Origin of the sequence: Vibrio algarum (assembly GCF_028204155.1) — a bacterium.
GTDB classification, from domain to species: Bacteria; Pseudomonadota; Gammaproteobacteria; order Enterobacterales; family Vibrionaceae; genus Vibrio; species Vibrio algarum.
In genome coordinates this window covers 1,562,163-1,580,660 of sequence record NZ_JAQLOI010000003.1, presented here as the reverse complement: position 1 = coordinate 1,580,660, position 18,498 = coordinate 1,562,163, and the positions used below count along the sequence as shown (strand labels likewise).

The window sequence follows — 18,498 nt, the reverse complement described above, 5'->3', positions numbered from 1 at the left end:
TAAATATTGTCGTTTGCGCAACGGTATGTGTACAAATTAAAATAAAAAAGGGGCGGTATTTCCAGTTATCCACAGATTCGGTGGATAAAGTTTTGGATAACTTTAGCGGAAATAGAGCAAATGTTTCTGCATCCCCCAACAGGCTTCTTTTCGCGCAGAATGTTATGCACAAAATTGTGACGAAAATTTTTCAGCGAAATTAAGTCAAGCATTTTTTGGAAAATATTCTATTTTTATTACATAAAATAACAGTATGAAATGCCAGATTTTTTTCATTAGAATTATTGGTATAATCTCACAAGGTTTAACGAGCATAAGCGCGTAAATGAGTAAGTTAACGATAGATCCAAATAAGAAAAGAGTCGGTATAATAGGTGGTGGGATTGCGGGTGCTACGGTCGCGATAAAGCTTTCTGAACTGGGCATAGAGACTTGCCTGTTTGAACGAAAGCCAAGTTTAGTTTATGGTCCTCCGATATGCCACCTTCATGCTGGTGGTAACTTATATCGAGAAATAGATGAACAACAATGCATAGATTTACTAAGACAATCTATTCAATCGGTAAAACTTTTCCCTCACACCATTAATATACGTCCTACTGTGATAGCAATACCGAAAACGGACAAGGGTACACCTGAAGCATTGTTGCCTCGATTAGTCTCTATTCAAAACCATTATCAACAATTAATTGATGAAGATTCATCAAATAAGGTTTTAGGTGATGCGCAAGATTACTATAGAATTTATACCCGAGAAGCACTAGAACAGTTAAAAGGCAAAGCGCAGCAAGGGCAACCCTGTGAGCTTGACGATTGGATGCTGCCGTTTGTAAATAATGTTGATCTTGATGGCTTAAAATATCCTGTCGTGTTAGTACAGGAATATGGATGGAGTTTATTTAGACTTGCCTCTTCTGCGACGATGTTACTAGACAATTATGACAGTGCACATGTCTTTCTTTCCTCTGAAGTATCAGATATTAAAGAAAACCAAAATAACTGGTCAATTTGTTATCAACAAGGTGAAGAGAGCAATCAAATAGACGTTGATTACCTTATAAATGCTTGTGGGTACGAAACGGGGACTGTTGATGATTTTATTAAGGTCCAAAGAAGTCGACTAGTTGAGTTTAAAGCCGCTTACGTTACACAATGGAGCGCAAACACCGACGTATGGCCAGAAGTCATATTCCACGGTGAGCGAGGGACGGTAGATGGTATGGCTCAACTTACTCCCTATGCTGATGGTCTTTTCCAATTACATGGTATGACAGACGATATAACCTTGTTTAGAGATGGGCTTGTATACAGTAATGAAGATTGTGCGCAACCTCAATTGCCTGAGTATTTAGTAAACAAAATCAAAAAAGGCTGGAATGAAGTACAAAAAAGAGAAAGAACAGAGCTTGCGATTAAACATATGAGTCGATTTATACCCTCGTTTTCAAATGCTTCCGTGGCAGGTAAGCCACTTTATGGTGCTCAACAAATTCCTGGGTTAGACGCTTCTTTACGTGCATCTGACGTTTCATTTCACGGTTCAAACTATGCGAGAATTGAAATAGTTAAAGGGTCTTCTGCAATAGAAGCGGCATTAAAAATAATAGAAGACATTAAATACAATAGCAATATTATTGAAAATCAAACACTTAAGAAAAATAAAGATACAGTGTCACTTAATGGAGATGAAGTAGAGCACCTCGCAATAAAGTTGGCCCACGAACGAGGATATCCTGATGGATTGGCAAAGGTAAGCGGGTTGGACCCGCTAGATTAATAGCCAAACCTAAGGGCCCATGCACACCAAATATCTTGTAAGTGTCGACGATTGCCCCGGATGAATTTAACTTCTTGGCCGGGTTTTGCTTGTGCAATTCTTGCATGGTCGATTCTAGCAAGTACTCCTAATTTTGGGTAACCACCTAGTGTTTGCCTATCATTAAGTAGAATTATAGGTTTTCCATCTGGTGGTATTTGCACTGAACCAAGGGCTATACCTTCAGAAATAACGCCTGTTACAGGTGGTATAATTGGTACGCCTTCTAATCTATACCCCATACGATCACTGTTCGGACTTACTTTATACGTCTGGTTGTAAAAGGCTCGCTTAGCTTGCTTGGAAAATTGATTAGACTGATAGGATTCAATTAATCTTAAACGTAATGGTAGGTTATAATCCGGTGTAAATCGGAACGTGAGTTGCTTAGACTTTAATTTAGTGCTTGATTTAGTGTATTTGATTTTGTCGTTCTGGATCAGTGCCGTTCCATCTTGGTTTAAGCCACCAAGTTGTTCTCGTATAACAGTACTAGTACTGCCTAAATGCGTTTCAATGTCGAAGCCGCCTTCGACAGCCAGATAGGCTCTTAGCCCATTGATCGGTAATCCGAATTTTAGTACCTGGCCCCTACGAACATAAAATGACGTCCAATTTCTAATGGGTGTGTCGTCCAATTTTGCTTGAAGATCGCCTCCGCATATAGCTAGCATGCAATTTTGCGTAAACTGAAATTCGGCTTGACCTAAGGTGATCTCAATCGTTGAACAATTGGGGCGGTTTCCTAAAAGATGATTTGCCCAACAATAGGCATATTCATCCAAAGGTCCACCCTGTGTGACACCTAATGGTGCAATACCGTAACGACCAAAGTCCTGAATGAGGCTAAGTTGACCCGGTTTAATGACCTTTAAATAGCCCATAATTGGCCTCCGAGCTTTAAATATTCCTGTTTTGAAATTGATTCAAACTTTACTTTATCGCCGATCCTGAAAGGTGAAAGTTGTTCACTTGAAGGATCAAAAAGTCTAGTAGGGCAATTACCTATTATGTTCCATCCTCCCGGTGTAGCGGAGGGATATACGGCAGTCTGGTTATCTGCAATACCGACACTACCTGAAGCGACCTTTAATCTTGGCGTTGCATGCCTTGGCGTTGCGAGAGAACTATCTAAACCCGATAGAAATGCGAACCCTGGAGCAAAGCCTATGGCACAAATGCTGTAGAGAGGAGCGGTATGTTTGGCAACAAGTTGCTCTAGCTCTATAGATTTGTCTTGGATCAGACGTTGTAAATCTGGCGCGACATCAAAACCATAATAGACCGGTAGAATTACCGTATTGGTAACGGTGTTCGTATCGTTAGAATCGACCTGATGAACGATTTGAGCAAGGCTTTTAAGCATGACATGTTCAGGAGTACGATAGGGTAAGTAGTCGACTAAAAGTGTCGTATAAGAAGGTGTGATGTTCATTATACTGCCATTATGATTGGCATATACTAGCTCAGCCACTTGATTTATAAATAACGGTAGCTCTGGACTTATTTCTTCTGCGAAATTAATCAATATAGATGATTCACAAACCGCTTCGATCGAAATTTCTCTACTTAACATGACAGTCTCATAAATTGGCTATGGATTCTTTAATTTTTCGAATAGACACAATCGAGTGTGGATTGTCCCCGTGAATACAAATGGTATCAGCTTGGATTGGTAACTGTTGTCCTGAGACTGTAGTAACGCTACCATATTTAGCGATCTGCATTACCTGATAATAGATATCATCGCTATTGTGTAAAACGGCTTTCGGGTGATCTCTAGGTGTTAGTTGACCATTATCTAAATAGCTTCTGTCTGCAAATGCTTCGAATAATAACGGCACATTAAAGTCATCAGCCATTTCTAAATATTGTTCGTTTTCAGAGGTTGATAAAATCATTAATGGTAATGCGTATATCTGAGCCGCTCTAGCGATTGCTTTAAAAATAACGGGGGAGCGCATCATATCGTTGTAAAGAGCTCCGTGAGGCTTTACATATTCGACTGTCGCCTCATGAAGAGCGGCTATGGCTTTGATCGCGCCTATTTGATAAAGCATAAGGTGCGTTATCTCGCTTTCGGTATGAGCAATAGAGCGTCGCCCAAAACCTTGAGTATCATTATAACTAGGATGTGCGCCTATTTTTACGTTGTACTTTAACGCAAGTTGAATTGTTTGTGACATGATATTTGGATCGGATGCATGAAATCCACAAGCAATATTCGCCATGTCGACCCATGGCATTACTTCTTCATCTTCGCCCATTTTCCAGATACCAAAACTTTCACCCATGTCACAGTTAATGGATAACTGCTCTATACTCATCTGAACCTCTTTAATCTTCCTTGACCGTATCTCAGCTATATAGCCAAAAAATAGTATTTTTACTTATTTATCGCTCGATTTAATTATTTTATTTATTTATCAATAAAATACCTAGACAAACTTAACGGAACAGTAATGTTTTATTCGTAAAATTATATATTTATAGGACAAGCTTTTCTGATGTACATCGCTAATTAAACATAAAGTTCTAGTCTGCGTGTTATTTGCACCATGCAACTGCTATTATGACTGTAGTTCTTACCAACACTTTTATTTTACACACTTTTAGGGGGATTTATGGAACTAGCTTTAATTGTCACTTTTATTATAGCAGCGGCACTTATGGTATGCAGGGAAATGAAATCTAAATAGTTTTTCACCCACTTCAATTTAAAAAAGACCGATAACCGGTCTTTTTTATTGTTTAAAATAAATTTCAATTCAGAATCAATAACATATCAGCAGTACCGTCTTCAAATTGTACATCCAGTTCAAAACCAAGTTTTTGTGCCAAGGTTAACATGCCTCTATTGGTAGGCATTGTCATTCCTGACATCTGCTTCGTTCCCTTGTTTTTACAAAAATCAATAATACGGGTCATTAGTATTCGACCAAGTCCACAGCCTTTAAGATCAGAACGGATCAATATAGCGAACTCTGCATCTGTGTTGTCTGGGTTAATCAAGGCTCTTGAAACACCTAATATTTCACCAGCAGAAGTAACCGCAACAAAAGCAATTTCTCTGTTGAAATCTATCTGAGTTAGATTTGCCAACGCCTCGTGATTGAACTCACCTACATCTGTAAAGAAACGTTTGTATAAATCTTCTTTAGAAACATTATTTATAAAAGAGGCATGAGCGGATTCATCTTCTGGCAGGATGGGTCTAAGCTTAACTTCTTCTCCGCTTTTCAGTGTTATAAGTTCCTCTAATTCAACTGGATATGGCCGGATGGCTAATCTGCGGTGAGGGTCACCACTAAATGGCTTAAGAGTAAGGTCTGCATCTAGTATTGTTAGGGAATGGTAGCCGACTAACAGAGGATGAATATCAAGCTCATGGATTTGAGGGTTGTCGATAACCATCTGGGACAGGCGCACTAAAAAATCGCACAGAAGGTCGATATCTAGATTACTTGTTTTTTGGGGTCGTATCGTGTGACCTTTAATCGCTCGAATAATCAAATATCGTGCTAATGCCATATTTAGTGGCAGGATCCCTACAGCAGCGTCTATGCTTTCGTCCCATTCAGAACCACCTTCACCCAACATGATTACAGGGCCAAAAGTAGTGTCTGTTTTTACTTTGACTCTTAATTCATAAGCACCAATGCGACTTGCCATTGCTTGAACCAACAGGCCGTGAATATTTGCCGACGGGTAGTTTAATTGCACGCCGTCTAAAATAGATTGGGCAGCATTTTGGACTTCAGAAGGATTACGCAAATTAAGAACAACACCATGTACATCAGATTTATGGGCAATATCTGGAGATCGGAGTTTGACTGCGACAGGGTAGCCGATTTTATCGGCGATATGCACGGCTTCTGATGGCTCTTGAGCTATCCACGTGTCTAATACCGTAAACTTATAATTAGACAATAGCGGTGTTATTTCATGAGTGTCTAATAATAATGAATTGGGGCCGACGTCGACCGGGTCTAAATTGGTCTCCGGTTTTGGTACTAGGTTCTCTGACAGGGTTACTAATTTCGCTTCTATCCAGTCGTGAGCTTGTTGCTTATTTTTAATGTTTATTTGCTCGGAGTTAGTTGGTGTTTCTATCAATTGTTTTTGATTTCTGCGATATTCCACTAGATGCATGTAGGCAACGACTGCGCTTTCAGGGGTTCTGTAAGTGGGGATCCCTGCTTGGGTAAATAAAAGCCGCGCTTCTCTTGCGGTTTTCTCTCCGCTCCAATTGGTTAATATATTGAAACGCTTGTGACGTGGGTGTGCCTTAACGCAGTCAATAATCGCTTGCGCTGTTTCCACAGAGTGTGCGATAGCTGAAGGGCTATGCATAATGAGTAGGGCGTCTACATCATCACTGTCTAATAGTGCATTAACCGACCTAACATAACGATTTTTATCAGCATCACCAATCATATCTATTGGATTATGCTTTGACCATGCAGACGGTAATACTTTGTCCAACGTGGCGATAGTTTTATCACTGAGCTCTGCAAGTTTTCCTCCCTGTTCTAGAAGAGTATCTACGGCCATGATAGAAGGCCCGCCACCATTGGTTATAATTCCAAGTCGTTCGCCTCTGAGTGGCACTGCGTGGGTTAGTGTTTCTACAGCTGCAAATAATTCATGAGTATTTTTGACTCGTAACATGCCCGTACGTCGAATTGCAGAATCATAAATGATATCTAAAGTGTCACTTCCACCAGTGTGGTGTTTAGCAGCTCGCCTTCCTGCGTGAGTGCGACCACCTTTGAGTACTAATATACGTCTATTTCGGGAAGCAGCACGAGCCGCAGACATAAACTGCCGCGCATCTTTGATTGAATCAATATACAACAAAATTGCAGCTGTTTTGCTATCTGTGCATAGATGGTCTAATAACTCAGCGACGTCAATATCGCTTCCATTACCAATAGAAATAAAAGCTGAGAAGCCTATGTCTTTATCATTCGCCCAGTCTAGTATTGTCGTACAAACTGCAGCTGACTGTGATACAAATGCAATATTGCCCTTAGCCGCAGAAACTGGCGAGAAAGAGGCATTTAGATTTAACCAAGGAAGTATTATCCCCAAGCTGTTCGCTCCCAACACGCGAATACCGCTCTCTTTTGCAATTGCGAGGCATTGTTGTTCAATTGTCTCTTTGTTATCGTCGATAACGTGCATGTCGGATGAAAGAATGATCGCGGCGGACACTTTTTTCTGCGCTAATTGTTTGAAAATTTCGACATTTCTTGAAGCATTAGTACATAGAACGGCGATATCAGGAGTAATCGGGAGCTGCTCTATTGTTGGGTAGGCAAGTACTCCACAGACCGCTTTGTACTTAGGCGTGACAGGCATAATTGCACCTTGAAATCCTCCTTTTAGCAGGTTATTCATGACCACTTCGCCGGCCCTAAAAGGTTTGTTCGATGCACCAATAACCGCAATAGAAGTTGGTTTAAGTAATTTAGAAATCGTATTCATAGAAACCTCTCGTTCTAACCTGTACATGAATAATAATAGATTTCTTAATGAATGAATTGTCTATACTTTATCTATGTGACCGCGGATACCGTATTGTTCTACAAGAACGTGTTGTGGCTCACAACCTTATTGACTTTAGGCGCATTATCTACTTGATTATATTGCGTTCAGTAGGCATGATTTGGATAGTTTATTAAAGGATTTACTAATTGTTTATGAGAAATATTTCTATTATTGCTTTGTCTGTTTTACTTACTGCTTGTTCATCAGGTGAGTTGATAACTGATGTAACAACTGAAAGTTATAAAGAAGAGTACAAAACCGAGCCTATGGTCGAGCCAATGAAGGAAACGACTGTAATGGAAGCTGATGTCGCCGTTGCTGCAAGCACAACCTCTGTGGTGGAGCAGCAACAAGTGATTAAAACCCAAAATTCACAACCTCAGCGAACGTCTGCTACGCACTCTAGCAACAAAATGATTAAAATTTTGCCACCAACCCAAAAACAAGAAGCGGAACACATGCGTTTCGGCTATACAATTCAAGTAATGGCAGTTGGTAGCTCGCAGCAAGCCTATAGTTACGCTAAGCAGTTACCAGAAGGCCATTCTGTTTGGGAGCATCATAAACAAGTAAAAGGTACGGATTGGTATGCCGTGTTATATGGCGATTATGCAACTAAGTCTGACGCTAAAGCTGCGATTCAAACACTACCTAAATACTTTAGAGATTTGAAACCGTTTGTAAAAAGCCTTGATGAGATTAAGAAGTCTGCTTATCCAAAATTGGTTAAGTTAAAGTAACTGAAAATGGCACTTGTATAGAAAAGGAACCTTCGGGTTCCTTTTTTGATGGAATTCTGAACGAATAAATGACCAGATTGAGATGCATGTTATTTTTTACTGTACCTATTGTATCAATTGGTTATGATGAGAATTCAGTATTGTATTCGTCGTTTCACGGAATGATCTTAAAATGAATAAAACATCTATTCTGCTTCTATGTGGTGGTTGCTCATCAGAGCACGAAGTCTCTCTTGTTTCTGCTGCTTATTTATCGGATCAACTCCGTCAAAAACCAGAGTTTGAAGTACACTTAGTGGAGATTGGCAAGGATGGCTGGATGCTTAACGGTGTGCATGTCAATCTGGATATTAATAAAAAAGCGTTGATATCTGACACTGAAGAGATCAGCATAGATTACATCGTACCATGTGTTCATGGCTTTCCCGGCGAAACTGGCGATCTACAATCAATGTTTAAGCTAGCGGACATACCGTATTTTGGCTGTGGTGCAGAGGCAAGTACAAATAGTTTTAATAAAATCACTTCTAAATTATGGTATGACGCGATCGGAATACCAAATACGCCTTATCTTTTTTTAGTCGATAGTAATAAAGAATCATTAGACAATGCATTTCAAGCATTTGATAAATGGGGTAAAGTCTTTGTGAAAGCTGCGTGCCAAGGGTCATCAGTAGGCTGTTACAGTGTAACTAAAAAGAATGATCTAGTAGAAGCTATCTTATCAGCTTTTCAATATTCAGATCAGGTACTCATAGAAAAGTCAGTAAAACCCCGAGAACTAGAGGTGGCTGCGTATGAATATCAAGGAGAACTGTTTATTAGTAAGCCTGGCGAAGTTATTGCACCAGATAATGCTTTCTACACGTATGAAGAGAAATACAGTTCAGATAGCCATTCTATAACTGAAGTTGAAGCAAAAAACCTGACGGAAAATCAGCTATCAAATATAGAGCGATATAGCCGAGTTGTATTTAATCAAATGAAACTAAAAGATTTGTCTCGTATTGATTTCTTCCTTACAGAAGACAATGAGTTATACCTAAATGAAGTTAATACGTTTCCAGGAATGACACCAATATCAATGTTTCCTAAAATGGTTGAGCATAATGGCCATAAGTTTAGTGAATTTCTTGCTAGTGCGATAGAAAGCGCCCTTAAACCCAAGGTTTGATGACTTTAAACTTAGTCATTTCATCATCAGCAACTGTTTTCATTTGCAAATATTGTGCTGGCATCGCGGGGCTCAGCCAGCGTCCAAAATCTTGAATATCCTTGATGTTATAACCTTGCTTTTTTAATTCTTGTGTCGCGCCTACTCGAGCTGATTGACCAGTAAATCGATGAGCATTAGCTAATCCTAATAGGTCGCTTGCACGACGGAGAATACGATAGATAGAAGAGTCATCAAGTTGGTGCATTCCAATATTATTGTGCTTGTCTATTCTGCGAAAAAGATAACCTTGAGACCCGTTAAGATATTGAATCCAAAGGCTAAGCGCAGAACAAGCGTTAGGGCTAAGCTTATAGGTTCGTTCCTCAAGATTGACACACCATTGGTTATCAATGTTAACCACATCTTTCAATAATAGATTTTTGAGGTGGGACCTTTTTAATACGCACTCAAACATAATATAGTAAATCGCCATGTCTCTGTGACCACGTAACGTCGCGTCTTTGGTTAATATTTCGTCAAGTTTGATGAGGTGCTGTAACGTAAGCGCGTTTGCCTGCCTCGCATCCCCCTTTTTTCAATCTTCAATTGAGATAACGTGAACTGGATTTGACGGTGAGCTGTTGGGGAAGGGTAGCTATGCAATTTATGTATGGTACCGATTGTGATGCTGTAACGTCTAATAGAAGCGAACTTTCGTTTCCGAGCTTCATTTTCAAGAAACATACGTATAGCAGTTATCGATGCCGGCAATGGTGTCACATGTTTAGCTTCACAAAATGAAATAAATCTATTCCAGTCTGTGGTCATTGCGAGGATAGAACTGCGCGAATACGCACCATTAGTTAACTGAGACATTTCGTCAGTAGATACTTGATTTTTAAATCTTTTAATACTTTTAACTCGTATTAGAGTATCCGTGATAGGTTGTATATCTTTCTTAATCATAATGCATTATAACATCAATTCCAGGGATGACGAATGTACTTGAATATGTGCTAATTACAATTATTATATAAGAATCATAAAAACAAAAAGAAAATTCAATATGGCAACAACATTTCATAGAGGCTATTGCATTCAATCTGGTGCTGATAAGGATATTTGGCATGTCAGGATTAAAAAACAAGTGTTCTCTGGTAATCTTCCTGCAGTCAAAAAATCCATCGATTGGTGGTGCGACACCGCGACCATTATAGACCCTAAGGAATTTGCCTCCCTTGCTCCCAAACAAGAGGAAGAAGTAAATGAGCAGTCAGAAGAATACAACGGCCAATTATTGAAGAGTGATAGCGGTGCAAAAATTCTTGGTACTGTTTTTTTAACGGTAAGCTAATTAAAGGTTCTAAAAACGCTATAATGAAGCATATTGATAAACATGCTGCAGTGGCAGCAACGAGAAAAAATAACATGTCTTTAGTATACTCAACAGAGACTGGCAGAATTAAGCCAGAAGAAACAAAGGTTACGCGTCCAACTGGTGATGGTATCGTCCGCATACAGAAGCAAACCAAAGGCCGAAAAGGTAAAGGGGTCTGTATTATCACAGGTCTCGATTTAGACGATGCTCCGCTCAAGTTAGTTGCCGCTGAACTTAAAAAAGTCTGCGGATGCGGTGGTTCTGTCAAAGAAGGCACTATTGAGATACAGGGCGACAATCGTGAAAAGATCAAAGCTTACCTTGAGAAGAAAGGCCATAGGGTCAAATTAGCGGGTGGCTAGAAACAATTTAAAGAATTAAAAGAGCTAACATATGTTGGCTCTTTTAATTCTCGTACCAACAAGGCTGGAGATTCTTAGAGGGCACCTTTAAAAGTGTGTTTAAGCCCGAGTCGTTTTAAATTAGGAACTCAATACTGTTAAATCACACCAAGATAGGGTTAGTTTGTGTCTATGCAATCTTATATTTAACATAACATACATAATGCGTACTTTAATGTGATGTAAGTGGCGTGGTGCTACGTGAATTATGGATAACCTTCTATCAATTCATAAGCTACATCTTCGCCTATAAAATCTTTGATCGCAGGAATAACATCAAATTCTCCTTTACAGGTGTAATATTCTCCTAAGCTTGGGAATGCTAAATGAATCGATTCTTCATTTACTCTGTCGATATAAACCTTAATCATACATCTAGCTCCAATGGTTCAATTGTCATCCCAAAACGTTTTAACTCTAGACCACCGTAGTTATTCACAATAAAACTATTGCTATGGACGGTGTAAATACCAGCGGTATAAGCTGACTGTCCTTCATCGAGCGATAACTTCATCTGGACAGGAAACTTACCGCCTAAGTATGCGTAAGCTGTTTGCTCATAAATAGTTCTCGGTGCTTTTCCTTCTTTACCTTGAATGGTTCGTGTTTGGATAGTTGTATCTTCTGGAAAGATTTCAATTTTTAACATGGAATGATCCTTTTTTACGTAGCTTATGCGCAAGCTCTAAATGGTAAGATATTAGATTCAGCAACAACTGGAAGTTGATACCAATCAGGGATAGCTAAGGGTTTTACCTCAATAACTTCTGATCGCCTTAATGTTGGGCACATACGGCTAACATCGAAGCGACTAGAGATATCAATTCCTATTTGCCTTAAGCGTGCTTTATGCTGATAGAATTGACGTTCTTTTAATACGAGTCTTAAATCAGTGCCGTTTTGCCATATTGTGAAGTAATTCATGGTTGTATTTGCCTGTCTCAATGTTTCTACAGCGCCTGCTCTAAGTAGCTGATGCGCTATGCTTTCGTGTTCGTCATGGCTAGCTTGTAATGTGTTCATGGCGTTCTCAATACTCTTTAAGTGTGCGTAAAAATCTTGCTCCGAGACTAAACCGTAGAATTGCAAATTGTGACGTTTTAAAAGCGATTGTCGTAAGCTATGTTCTTCACGAACTACTCCATGCTCTTCGCAATAATCGATAAGTTTTTCTATGTAGATAAGTTGATGTTCTGTAACGTTATTTTTTCTTCGTTTGTCTTTTTTTAAATGTTCTTTAAGCTCGTATTGCTTGCAGTAGAGTTTTGTCATGTTCCAAGTTGAAGCTTCACCCCAGTTACAAGTCATTCCATTTGGATAAAGTTTAGGAGTCCGGCCTCGTCCAATATGCATTGAAGACATACCACGAATAAACGAAGGCTCTCTCCCCTTGCCTACTTTATGGTTTCGAGTCCAATCTATCGAAGTTATTTCAGCACCATCTCCGACTAAAGAAGATGATTTTCCGTCTGGTGTTTGTCTATGCGACAAGCGCGTATTTTTGGTGAATGGCGGTAAATCGTAATGTGCTAAAACATGGTTATAGATATCTACACATTCATCAATTGTCTTGAGGCCAAAAAGGTTGTCCATTCTCTGCCAACGAGAAGGATTACCTTCAATACGAACCCGATTACCATTACAACGAATTGTTAGTTTTGTACTGTATGAGCCCTCCAGGCGTTTTTGGTTTACTGATGGAGGAAGTTGTTCGCCTGTTTCCATATCTAGCCTTTCAATAACATGAGTACCCACAAGAGGAAGCCCCCTTCAGGATAATCTTGTTGAATGAAAAGTTGATCAATAAAGAACAAATGAAAACCCTGTCAAGAAAATTAAATGATACTAAAGTGTATTTCCACTTAACCTAAAGTATGTTCAAATAAAAATCAACACAAAAGTGGGTGTAAACTTAAACAAAGGTGGTTATTTAAGATGGAAAACACAAACATGAGTATTAGTGAAGTCCTAAAAGAGCGACGTATAGAGCTAAACATCAAACAGGATGATTTGGCTGAAAGATTAGGTGTAACCGTTCAGACAATTAGTAAATGGGAGCGAGGAATTAACGAACCCAAGGCTGGTAGAGTTCCTCAAATCGCAAAAATTCTTAAATTATCTGAAAGAGAAATTTGTTTAGGTGAAAAAGCAGCGATGTCGAAATTAGAAACAGGAGAGTTTCTAAGATTAGCGAGTTATTATATAAAACACCTTCCTGAAACAGAGTTGGTATTAACAATATTTAATCACGTTGATAATGCAGAACAATTTATTGAAGATCTTGCAAATTCCACAGGGCTTCCCTACCAAAATGGAAAAGAAAGAGAAATAGCACACGCTAAAGAAATGATGGAACTGTATGAAAATGGAAATATCAACTTTGAAGAAGAATCTCATAAAGACCTATTTCTTAAAAAATACCAAGAGCTAGCGAGAGCTTAGAAAGTAATGTGTTGTTGTGGATACTGCGGAATTCCGCAGTTAGTTGGGGTGTAACAGGAACCCCAACTGTAATTGATAACATCTGATTAACATAGGGGGGTAAATCGAAGACCACCCAAGGCGCTATCGCTTGCCTCTTTGGTCGCCCTTCTCTCTCGCTATTTATTGATGGTTCCTCCCCGACGAAACGGGGCCCCTCCATCAAAAATAGACTCGCAAAGAAAAGCCCAACGGTGAAGTTAGGCTTAGAGTCTGTGAACGTAGCTGACGCGCTACGCTTGTCTGCTCATTTTCTCTCTACATGCAGGCATATAGCAGATAAAATCAAGCTAATATTATGCAATTTAAGGCAATACAATGGATAACAAAAACAAAGCAGAGGCCATCGCTAAATCTGTAGAAAAAATATCTGATAGTAAAGGATTGGCTGCTATTGGAAACAGCCTGCCGCTTGTGGCCATGTTCATGTTCTTTCCGCTGGTATTTTTTGCTATGAAGTGGGACGGTAAGCTACATGAAGAGAAGCAGTGCTATGAATTTAGAGAAATCGAAAAAAAACTTTATAAACTTAATAATTGCACTGGTGAAATGAAACTTGTTAACCCAGAAGAACTATCGAAGTAACGCATTATGCACGTTATGTTACGGGCTCTCGCTTGAAAAGAGATTCTCTATCCTAGGCATCACAGACGGGCGTCTGGATTGTCCAAGTCGCTCGCCCACTCTTTTCGGCACTTAGGCTTTCAGCAAACCACTCAACATAACATCACACATAATGCGTACTTTAATGTGATGTAAGTGGCGTGGTGCTACGTGAATTATGGATAACCTTCTATCAATTCATAAGCTACATCTTCGCCTATAAAATCTTTGATCGCAGGAATAACATCAAATTCTCCTTTACAGGTGTAATATTCTCCTAAGCTTGGGAATGCTAAATGAATCGATTCTTCATTTACTCTGTCGATATAAACCTTAATCATACATCTAGCTCCAATGGTTCAATTGTCATCCCAAAACGTTTTAACTCTAGACCACCGTAGTTATTCACAATAAAACTATTGCTATGGACGGTGTAAATACCAGCGGTATAAGCTGACTGTCCTTCATCGAGCGATAACTTCATCTGGACAGGAAACTTACCGCCTAAGTATGCGTAAGCTGTTTGCTCATAAATAGTTCTCGGTGCTTTTCCTTCTTTACCTTGAATGGTTCGTGTTTGGATAGTTGTATCTTCTGGAAAGATTTCAATTTTTAACATGGAATGATCCTTTTTTACGTAGCTTATGCGCAAGCTCTAAATGGTAAGATATTAGATTCAGCAACAACTGGAAGTTGATACCAATCAGGGATAGCTAAGGGTTTTACCTCAATAACTTCTGATCGCCTTAATGTTGGGCACATACGGCTAACATCGAAGCGACTAGAGATATCAATTCCTATTTGCCTTAAGCGTGCTTTATGCTGATAGAATTGACGTTCTTTTAATACGAGTCTTAAATCAGTGCCGTTTTGCCATATTGTGAAGTAATTCATGGTTGTATTTGCCTGTCTCAATGTTTCTACAGCGCCTGCTCTAAGTAGCTGATGCGCTATGCTTTCGTGTTCGTCATGGCTAGCTTGTAATGTGTTCATGGCGTTCTCAATACTCTTTAAGTGTGCGTAAAAATCTTGCTCCGAGACTAAACCGTAGAATTGCAAATTGTGACGTTTTAAAAGCGATTGTCGTAAGCTATGTTCTTCACGAACTACTCCATGCTCTTCGCAATAATCGATAAGTTTTTCTATGTAGATAAGTTGATGTTCTGTAACGTTATTTTTTCTTCGTTTGTCTTTTTTTAAATGTTCTTTAAGCTCGTATTGCTTGCAGTAGAGTTTTGTCATGTTCCAAGTTGAAGCTTCACCCCAGTTACAAGTCATTCCATTTGGATAAAGTTTAGGAGTCCGGCCTCGTCCAATATGCATTGAAGACATACCACGAATAAACGAAGGCTCTCTCCCTTGCCTACTTTATGGTTTCGAGTCCAATCTATCGAAGTTATTTCAGCACCATCTCCGACTAAAGAAGATGATTTTCCGTCTGGTGTTTGTCTATGCGACAAGCGCGTATTTTTGGTGAATGGCGGTAAATCGTAATGTGCTAAAACATGGTTATAGATATCTACACATTCATCAATTGTCTTGAGGCCAAAAAGGTTGTCCATTCTCTGCCAACGAGAAGGATTACCTTCAATACGAACCCGATTACCATTACAACGAATTGTTAGTTTTGTACTGTATGAGCCCTCCAGGCGTTTTTGGTTTACTGATGGAGGAAGTTGTTCGCCTGTTTCCATATCTAGCCTTTCAATAACATGAGTACCCACAAGAGGAAGCCCCCTTCAGGATAATCTTGTTGAATGAAAAGTTGATCAATAAAGAACAAATGAAAACCCTGTCAAGAAAATTAAATGATACTAAAGTGTATTTCCACTTAACCTAAAGTATGTTCAAATAAAAATCAACACAAAAGTGGGTGTAAACTTAAACAAAGGTGGTTATTTAAGATGGAAAACACAAACATGAGTATTAGTGAAGTCCTAAAAGAGCGACGTATAGAGCTAAACATCAAACAGGATGATTTGGCTGAAAGATTAGGTGTAACCGTTCAGACAATTAGTAAATGGGAGCGAGGAATTAACGAACCCAAGGCTGGTAGAGTTCCTCAAATCGCAAAAATTCTTAAATTATCTGAAAGAGAAATTTGTTTAGGTGAAAAAGCAGCGATGTCGAAATTAGAAACAGGAGAGTTTCTAAGATTAGCGAGTTATTATATAAAACACCTTCCTGAAACAGAGTTGGTATTAACAATATTTAATCACGTTGATAATGCAGAACAATTTATTGAAGATCTTGCAAATTCCACAGGGCTTCCCTACCAAAATGGAAAAGAAAGAGAAATAGCACACGCTAAAGAAATGATGGAACTGTATGAAAATGGAAATATCAACTTTGAAGAAGAATCTCATAAAGACCTATTTCTTAAAAAATACCAAGAGCTAGCGAGAGCTTAGAAAGTAATGTGTTGTTGTGGATACTGCGGAATTCCGCAGTTAGTTGGGGTGTAACAGGAACCCCAACTCCAAATAGACTATATACCAAGATAACTATAAGCCTATTTTTAGAAATGGTTCCTCCCCGACGAAACGGGGCCCCTCCATGTTAAAAATAGGCTTTTGAGTATCCAACGGTAGACTACGAATAAAACCACGCTATAGATAATAGAAGTTATTACGAAACTGACGCGCTACGCTTATCTACTCATTTTCACTCTACATGCGAGCATATAGCAGTGAAAATCGAGTGTGCACAACCCTTCAGTAGGTACAAACTCACCATTCAATCCCCATATATCGGAAAAGTTGAGACTATCAAAATCCACCGTATACTAGCTAAGATGAAAGACGCTTCCTTCTTTTAAAGCCTAATTATTTAATTTCAGCCACTCCTTAGAGAAACATTAAAAATCAATACTTATTAAAATAATCTTTTTTGGGGATTACAAACAAAGTCAGGAAGGTAAACTAAGGGGGTGATACCTAAATAATTGAAAAACTTATGTGCTTAAGTGATGGGTAATAATCACATCGACATAAACAAAGAAGTGTTAAATGAGACAGAGGAGAGCACAATATTGAGACTAACAAACTTGTTAATATCATTAAAAACCCTCAGTAATCGAGACGGAAAACTGAGGGTGAATTTTCTAATCTTATCAAATAATAAGGAGGTAATATGGTTGAATTATTAACAGCATTTATAAACGTAATATCAGCAATCATAAACCTAATATCAACATGTAGTTGATAATTGTGGTCCCCTTTAAGCATGGTAGGACATGTTATAAGGGGGCTACAACAATCGTTAATATACCATACAGATTATATAATGAAATGTCATGACCATATCGAAGTGACGAATTATGCATGTTATGTTACGGGCTTTCACTTGAAAAGCGATTCTCTTTCCTAGCCATCACAGACAAAAGTCTGGATTGTCCAAGTCCCTCGCCCACTCTTTTCTACGCTTAGGCTTTCAGCAAACCACTCAACATAACATCACACATAATACGCACATCGTGAGCGTGTATAGAATAGAGACAAATACCGAACTACGTATTTACTAGCGCTGATAACCTTTCTCTGTAGATTCTACATGTATCGAAATCACCAACTGCTAACTTTTCCTTCCTTTTCACTTTTTTCATCGTCATCAAATCAAACAATTAAATATCTATAGCAAACACCAATTACGTCTTCAAGTTAGCTAAATAAACTCGCTGAGTTTTATACAAGAGTTATTCAATTTAAGCACACTAAAGGACTACCTGCAGTAATAAACATTTCGTCATATCTCATCACATCGTTCTCTACGTAAAATCTGAAGTATTGTTCGTGCAATTATGCGCGAATATTAACGTGATGATTGCACAATCTGCGCAATGGTATTCCCTACGCTCATAGCAAGTGCTTACACACTAAATCGCCCAAAACCCACCACAGTTATTTATCTTGGTCTTGATTTGCGCTGTGTAATGTTATTACACGTATTTGCAAGATCACTTTCCCACGGCGACATAGCAAGTAAACCTGAATAGATATTCAGCTCTAACTGATTGTTTTTATAGGTTATTATGTTTTTTATTTCTTAAACTTGCGTAAATAGCTCATGACGGCATTAGTTTATGTTTGAATTAGAGGTGTAGACAGTCAAGTTTTGTAGTCTATTTGTGGAGTTATACTTAGTTATAGTGCGTAATGTTGACTGAAGTTTAAAATGATTTAATCTTGTAATTAATATCCTACTCGGCTTTTTCTTTTCTGATTTGCTGTGCAACTATTTTGATTGCTTCAGCGGTACTGATGCCCTGTTGCATAAGTTCTTGTATTTTTTCAACTGCTTCTTGTTGCTCTTGGTGCGTTAGTGTTGGTATATCGTCAAACATAAAAAACCCCTTAATGCTAAGGGGCGTG

17 protein-coding genes and 3 pseudogenes are annotated in these 18,498 nt (G+C 38.8%); 8 read left to right on the top strand and 12 right to left on the bottom strand.

Annotated features, from left to right (window positions below; all coding sequences use genetic code 11):
- Positions 1-325: 325 nt before the first annotated feature.
- On the top strand, positions 326-1,777 hold the full coding sequence (locus PGX00_RS22540) for an FAD-dependent oxidoreductase (protein ID WP_272140789.1): 1,452 nt from the start codon (positions 326-328) through the stop codon (positions 1,775-1,777).
- Here the strand turns inward: PGX00_RS22540 and PGX00_RS22535 are convergent.
- The 4 genes from PGX00_RS22535 to PGX00_RS22520 all read right to left on the bottom strand — a co-directional run bounded on the left by PGX00_RS22535 (position 1,774) and on the right by PGX00_RS22520 (position 7,306).
- Positions 1,774-2,700 carry a 5-oxoprolinase subunit C family protein gene (locus PGX00_RS22535; protein WP_272140787.1) on the bottom strand — a complete coding sequence of 309 codons (927 nt, stop codon included), beginning with the start codon at positions 2,698-2,700 and terminating at the stop codon, positions 1,774-1,776. The genes PGX00_RS22540 and PGX00_RS22535 overlap by 4 nt on opposite strands.
- The gene (locus PGX00_RS22530) at positions 2,688-3,392 is read right to left on the bottom strand and encodes a 5-oxoprolinase subunit B family protein (RefSeq protein WP_272140785.1); all 705 of its coding nucleotides are present in this window, start codon (positions 3,390-3,392) and stop codon (positions 2,688-2,690) included. The genes PGX00_RS22535 and PGX00_RS22530 overlap by 13 nt, the downstream gene beginning before the upstream one ends.
- Before the next feature lie 7 nt (positions 3,393-3,399).
- Positions 3,400-4,143, bottom strand: coding sequence for a 5-oxoprolinase subunit PxpA (locus PGX00_RS22525; protein ID WP_272140783.1), 744 nt, complete (start codon positions 4,141-4,143; stop codon positions 3,400-3,402).
- A 436-nt stretch (positions 4,144-4,579) separates the two neighbouring features.
- Positions 4,580-7,306 carry a bifunctional acetate--CoA ligase family protein/GNAT family N-acetyltransferase gene (locus tag PGX00_RS22520; RefSeq protein WP_272140781.1) on the bottom strand — a complete coding sequence of 909 codons (2,727 nt, stop codon included), beginning with the start codon at positions 7,304-7,306 and terminating at the stop codon, positions 4,580-4,582.
- Between the two features lie 215 nt (positions 7,307-7,521).
- Here PGX00_RS22520 and PGX00_RS22515 point away from each other — a divergent pair, with 215 nt between their 5' ends.
- Positions 7,522-8,109, top strand: a complete 588-nt coding sequence (locus PGX00_RS22515) for an SPOR domain-containing protein (protein WP_272140779.1) — start codon at positions 7,522-7,524, stop codon at positions 8,107-8,109.
- A 172-nt stretch (positions 8,110-8,281) separates the two neighbouring features.
- Positions 8,282-9,283: a D-alanine--D-alanine ligase gene (locus PGX00_RS22510; protein ID WP_272140777.1), complete on the top strand. Its 1,002-nt coding sequence runs from the start codon at positions 8,282-8,284 to the stop codon at positions 9,281-9,283.
- On the opposite strand, the gene PGX00_RS22505 is transcribed toward PGX00_RS22510, so the two are convergent.
- Positions 9,267-9,740, bottom strand: a complete 474-nt coding sequence (locus PGX00_RS22505; RefSeq protein WP_272141003.1) for a tyrosine-type recombinase/integrase — start codon at positions 9,738-9,740, stop codon at positions 9,267-9,269. The genes PGX00_RS22510 and PGX00_RS22505 overlap by 17 nt on opposite strands.
- A 591-nt stretch (positions 9,741-10,331) precedes the next feature.
- Here PGX00_RS22505 and PGX00_RS22500 point away from each other — a divergent pair.
- Positions 10,332-10,663, top strand: a pseudogene (locus PGX00_RS22500) (DUF3319 domain-containing protein); the annotation flags it as partial.
- A 30-nt stretch (positions 10,664-10,693) separates the two neighbouring features.
- Positions 10,694-11,005, top strand: coding sequence for a stress response translation initiation inhibitor YciH (gene yciH, locus PGX00_RS22495; protein ID WP_272141001.1), 312 nt, complete (start codon positions 10,694-10,696; stop codon positions 11,003-11,005).
- Between the two features lie 245 nt (positions 11,006-11,250).
- On the opposite strand, the gene PGX00_RS22490 is transcribed toward yciH, so the two are convergent.
- The 3 genes and pseudogenes from PGX00_RS22490 to PGX00_RS22480 all read right to left on the bottom strand — a co-directional run bounded on the left by PGX00_RS22490 (position 11,251) and on the right by PGX00_RS22480 (position 12,858).
- Entirely contained in the window at positions 11,251-11,415 is a 165-nt protein-coding gene (locus tag PGX00_RS22490; protein ID WP_272140773.1) for a hypothetical protein, read from the bottom strand.
- Positions 11,412-11,693 (bottom strand): single-stranded DNA-binding protein, encoded by a 282-nt coding sequence (locus PGX00_RS22485; protein ID WP_272140770.1) that lies wholly within the window; start codon positions 11,691-11,693, stop codon positions 11,412-11,414. Before PGX00_RS22485 ends, PGX00_RS22490 begins: the two co-directional genes overlap by 4 nt.
- A 23-nt stretch (positions 11,694-11,716) precedes the next feature.
- A pseudogene (locus tag PGX00_RS22480) lies at positions 11,717-12,858 on the bottom strand (phage/plasmid replication protein, II/X family).
- A 136-nt stretch (positions 12,859-12,994) separates the two neighbouring features.
- Here PGX00_RS22480 and PGX00_RS22475 point away from each other — a divergent pair.
- Both PGX00_RS22475 and PGX00_RS22470 read left to right on the top strand, forming a co-directional pair.
- Positions 12,995-13,486, top strand: a complete 492-nt coding sequence (locus PGX00_RS22475) for a helix-turn-helix domain-containing protein (RefSeq protein WP_272140767.1) — start codon at positions 12,995-12,997, stop codon at positions 13,484-13,486.
- 357 nt (positions 13,487-13,843) lie between these two features.
- On the top strand, positions 13,844-14,110 hold the full coding sequence (locus tag PGX00_RS22470; RefSeq protein ID WP_272140775.1) for a hypothetical protein: 267 nt from the start codon (positions 13,844-13,846) through the stop codon (positions 14,108-14,110).
- A 194-nt stretch (positions 14,111-14,304) separates the two neighbouring features.
- Here PGX00_RS22470 and PGX00_RS22465 read toward each other — a convergent pair whose 3' ends face one another.
- The 3 genes and pseudogenes from PGX00_RS22465 to PGX00_RS22455 form a co-directional block, all read right to left on the bottom strand.
- Positions 14,305-14,469 (bottom strand): hypothetical protein, encoded by a 165-nt coding sequence (locus PGX00_RS22465; RefSeq protein WP_272140773.1) that lies wholly within the window; start codon positions 14,467-14,469, stop codon positions 14,305-14,307.
- Complete coding sequence (locus PGX00_RS22460; RefSeq protein WP_272140770.1) at positions 14,466-14,747, bottom strand: single-stranded DNA-binding protein; 282 nt, start codon at positions 14,745-14,747, stop codon at positions 14,466-14,468. The genes PGX00_RS22465 and PGX00_RS22460 overlap by 4 nt, the downstream gene beginning before the upstream one ends.
- A 23-nt stretch (positions 14,748-14,770) precedes the next feature.
- Positions 14,771-15,911, bottom strand: a pseudogene (locus tag PGX00_RS22455) (phage/plasmid replication protein, II/X family).
- Between the two features lie 136 nt (positions 15,912-16,047).
- On the opposite strand from PGX00_RS22455, the gene PGX00_RS22450 reads away from it, so the two are divergent.
- Positions 16,048-16,539, top strand: coding sequence for a helix-turn-helix domain-containing protein (locus tag PGX00_RS22450; protein ID WP_272140767.1), 492 nt, complete (start codon positions 16,048-16,050; stop codon positions 16,537-16,539).
- Positions 16,540-18,326: 1,787 nt separating this feature from the next.
- On the opposite strand, the gene PGX00_RS22445 is transcribed toward PGX00_RS22450, so the two are convergent.
- Complete coding sequence (locus PGX00_RS22445) at positions 18,327-18,470, bottom strand: YoaH family protein (RefSeq protein WP_272140765.1); 144 nt, start codon at positions 18,468-18,470, stop codon at positions 18,327-18,329.
- Positions 18,471-18,498 lie beyond the last annotated feature (28 nt).